This is a genomic window from Pedobacter sp. 10L46_2 (assembly GCF_056395165.1).
The window spans coordinates 1-3,785 of sequence record NZ_JBFTIZ010000370.1 but is presented as its reverse complement, the minus strand read 5'-3'; the positions used below and the strand labels follow the sequence as shown (position 1 = coordinate 3,785).

The following is a 3,785-nucleotide window of genomic DNA, read 5'->3' as shown; positions in this document are numbered from 1 at the left end:
GTGCCGGCGCTTATGGCTTTGTTAAATCTTACAGGGAAATGAACAAGGAAGACCAAATCACAGTCTTTAGCAAAGAGAATTTTCCATTTTACAATCGTGTAATGCTCCCTGATTATATAAGCGGAGAACAAAAATGGGAACAATTGGTAAAAATGAATGATGAGGAAGAGCCCGAATATAGTATCAGACTGTTAAGAGGCATCAGCGTAGAAAAAGTAAACAGAGAACAGAAATACGTAATAGATTCAACCGGCAAAAGAACATCGTATGATGTATTGATTATGGCTACCGGAAGTCGCTCTACCCTTCCCAAAAATGCGCCTTCCTTACCTGGCATATTTACCATGCGGAGTCGTACAGATGCAGACAATTTCAAAAAACATATTCCTAAAAACGCTCATGTAGTAGTTGTTGGTGGCGGCCTGCTTGGCCTGGAAATGGCTGCATCACTACGTGAAATAGGCGTAAAAATAACCATCATTCATAGGGTATCCAGATTTTTGAACAGACAACTGGATCCGCTGGGAAGCCAGATGCTGCATGAGGAAATGGTAGATCAGGGCTGTGATATTTATTACAATGATGAAGTACAGCTTTATTACGGCCGTTCCAAACTAACAGGCATTGAGCTAAAAAGCGGCCGCAGGATAAATTGTGATGCAATTATACTGGCTATTGGCACTACTCCCAATATTGAACTGGCAAAAGAAACAGGATTAGATTGTAAACGTGGTGTACTTGTAAACGAGCGTTTACAAACCAACGATCCTTCCATTTACGCCATAGGCGAGATTGCCGAATTTGAAGGCACATTATATGGAATAACGGCCGCTGCTGAGCAGCAAGCAGAGGTAGTTGCCAAATTTCACAACGGAGATATCAGCAGCTATTACAAAGGCAGCCTCTTCATGAACATCATAAAGATCCACGGATTTGACCTTTGCAGTATTGGACTATCAGAATGCCCTGATGACCAAAACTATGAAGAGATTGTTTTTATCGATAAGGCAAAACGGTATTATAAAAAATGTATCATCCATCAGGACAGACTTGTTGGAACAATCTTAATTGGGGATAAAACCGAGTTCCTTGAGTTCAGGGAACTAATAGCCAACAAAATAGAATTAAGTGATAAGAGATTACAACTGCTTAGAAGTGGTAAAAAAACAGAACCGGTATCAGGCAAACTGGTATGCAGCTGTAACAACGTTGGAGCAGGAAACCTCCTAAAAAAAATAACCTCAGGGTGTTCAGATTTTAAGGAATTATGTGAATCAACAGGGGCAGGAATGGGGTGTGGTTCTTGTAAACCAGAGGTTAAGCTTATCCTTCAGGAAGCATTAAAGGAAGAAGTATTAGAAAAAACGAACTGATATGGAAAACAAGGAAATAAAAAAACATCAAATTAAAGTAAATCTTCCGGGAGGCATTGTTTCTATTGGTGATCTTTTACAAATCCTCACTATTCTCGAAGAATCAGCAGTCGAAAACGTAAGATTTGGCACCAGACAGCAGCTTTATTTTTCTGTGGATGAAGATAAGTTAGAAGACATTGAGCATGGCTTTTTTATATCCGACACTGAGTTTGAAATAGATGCTGATAAACAGCCAAACATCATTAGCTCTTATGTAACTGAAGACATATTTAACAATTCGAATTGGCTCCGCGAAGGGGTTTACAGAGATGTTTTAGATGCTTTTGACTATACCCCAAGATTAAAAATCAATCTGGCAGACAACAGTCAGACCTTAATTCCCTTTTTCACTGGAAATTTAAACTTTATATCTTCAGAGATTGGCAATTATTGGTATTTATACATACGTTTTCCCAGAACCAATATCATTTACTGCTGGTCATCTTTAATTTATTCTGAGGACATTGGCACCCTTAGCAAATTGGTTGAAGACGCAATATTCAGCAATAAAGATTTATTTTATGATCAAATTAATATTGACGGACTGCTACTGGAAAACAAGGTAAAATTAACCGGAAGCATCTTTTACCAACCCCTCTCTGCCCCGCTAAAGCTACCCGATTTCCAATTACCATACTATGAGGGATTCAATAAATATAACGACAAATATTGGCTAGGGATTTACCGTAGAAACGAATTGTTTTCAGTTTCATTTCTTAAAGATCTTTGTGCTATTTGCGCAAAAACCCGCATTGGCCAGCTGTACACTACTCCCTGGAAATCAATTATCATAAAAGGTGTAGAAACAGGCGACAAAAAACTCTGGAATGCTGTACTGGATAAAAACAGAATAAACGTACGTCACGCATCCAACGAACTAAACTGGCAAAGTGAGGATCTTTGTGAATATGGGCTTAACCTTAAACGGGAGCTTATCAATGAGTTTAACAAAGTAGATCTCAGAACTTTCAAACTTTGTTTTGCAATTAAAACCAATCCAAAAAGTGGCTTATTTGGCTCAGTAATTATAAGGAAATGTGCCAATAATGACTTGGAGGATGAATGCAAATTCGACATTCTTCATACCACTGATTTTAATCCCAATTCGAAGAATTTCACTCTTTATAAAGACAACCTTGACAGAGCATCATTAGCTGAAGCATTGGTAAAACTTTGCGACAATTATTATCAGCTCCAGACTTTGTCAGAAAGTGCTTCTGCAGATAATTATTACGAAACAGAATTGGTTACAGAAATTGAGTACGTCATTGCGCACCAGTGCAGTCACTGCTTAACTATATATGATGAAACATGGGGAGATGAGGCAAATGGAGTACCACCTGGAACCCCCTTCTCAGATTTAAAAGCAGATTACGGTTGCGCTGTTTGCGGAGCCTTTAAAACAGATATTATTCCGATTCAAAAAGAATCACTACAAACAATTTAGGTTTCACATTTAAATTATCATTTCATGAAAACACAATTACAACTTGCCATTTATGGCGGACTGGCACTTTGCATGCTGAATTTTAAAGGAAAAGCTCAAACAACACAAATTAAACCTACCCTGTTTGAGGGAGTAGTGGTATTAAGTTATATTGATCATGGGGCCGCAATAAACTGTACAGGCCCTGCAATTAAATACACCAGCAAACCCTTCAGTTTATTAATAGGTTTACTTCCCAGTTTAAAAATCAAAGAAGACAAATCGCCCGGAAATGCACCCAAAAATGCAATTATTATACCTTCTTTAGGCTGTGGTGTAACGGCAATTTATAAACACATTGCCTTACAGATGCCGATGCTTTATACCGCAAAAACAAGTACAAAAGATGGAAAGTGGAATGTTGGAGTGGGCTTAGGATATAAGTTTTAAAGTATAAGAATTATGCAATAAGTGTTAATGCTTTCAAACCTCTGGGATCTTTAACACTTATTGCTTTTCCTGTTATCGAAATCAAATCTTCTCTAACAAGCTCATTCATCATTCGAAAAACTGTTTCATATGTGGTCCCTGTAAAAGCAGCAAGATCCTGCCTGCTTAGTTCTATATCAATATGCCCTCTGTCATTTACGCCAAATTGATCTTTAAGTTGGATAATAGATAAAGCCAAACGACCTTTAACAGACATGTGGGCTAAATTCCGCATTCTCCGTTCCGATTCCTGTAGTTCATCAGCGTAAAACATCATCAATTGAAAAGTAAGGTCTGAATTTATCTTAAGGGTCGACATAAAGAAATCCAAATCAATAAAACATACCGATGTGGCCTCAAGTGCAGTAGCAGATATAGGAAAAATRGCACTTTTGGTACTTAGACCGCGATGACCAATAATTGCACCATTACTGGCAAAACGAACTATCAGTTCC

The 3,785-nt window shown here is 38.0% G+C and carries 4 protein-coding genes; 3 read left to right on the top strand and 1 reads right to left on the bottom strand.

The window, feature by feature from the left end; all coding sequences use genetic code 11:
• The 3 genes from AC1DDX_RS25130 to AC1DDX_RS25120 form a co-directional block, all read left to right on the top strand.
• Positions 1 to 1,373 (top strand): FAD-dependent oxidoreductase (locus AC1DDX_RS25130; RefSeq protein ID WP_477622801.1); only part of this gene is annotated, 1,373 nt, incomplete at its 5' end.
• Between the two features lies 1 nt (position 1,374).
• Complete coding sequence (locus AC1DDX_RS25125; RefSeq protein ID WP_172660399.1) at positions 1,375 to 2,862, top strand: rubredoxin; 1,488 nt, start codon at positions 1,375 to 1,377, stop codon at positions 2,860 to 2,862.
• A 24-nt stretch (positions 2,863 to 2,886) separates the two neighbouring features.
• The gene (locus tag AC1DDX_RS25120) at positions 2,887 to 3,291 is read left to right on the top strand and encodes a hypothetical protein (protein WP_246269497.1); all 405 of its coding nucleotides are present in this window, start codon (positions 2,887 to 2,889) and stop codon (positions 3,289 to 3,291) included.
• A gap of 10 nt (positions 3,292 to 3,301) precedes the next feature.
• Here AC1DDX_RS25120 and AC1DDX_RS25115 read toward each other — a convergent pair.
• On the bottom strand, positions 3,302 to 3,785 hold a 484-nt coding region (locus AC1DDX_RS25115), incomplete at its 5' end, for a Crp/Fnr family transcriptional regulator (RefSeq protein WP_477622800.1).

Bases quoted from the DNA above. Each gene is read 5' to 3' on its own strand.
- AC1DDX_RS25125 (WP_172660399.1), top strand. From the start codon at position 1,375: ATGGAAAACAAGGAAATAAAAAAACATCAAATTAAAGTAAATCTTCCG.
- AC1DDX_RS25120 (WP_246269497.1), top strand. From the start codon at position 2,887: ATGAAAACACAATTACAACTTGCCATTTATGGCGGACTGGCACTTTGC.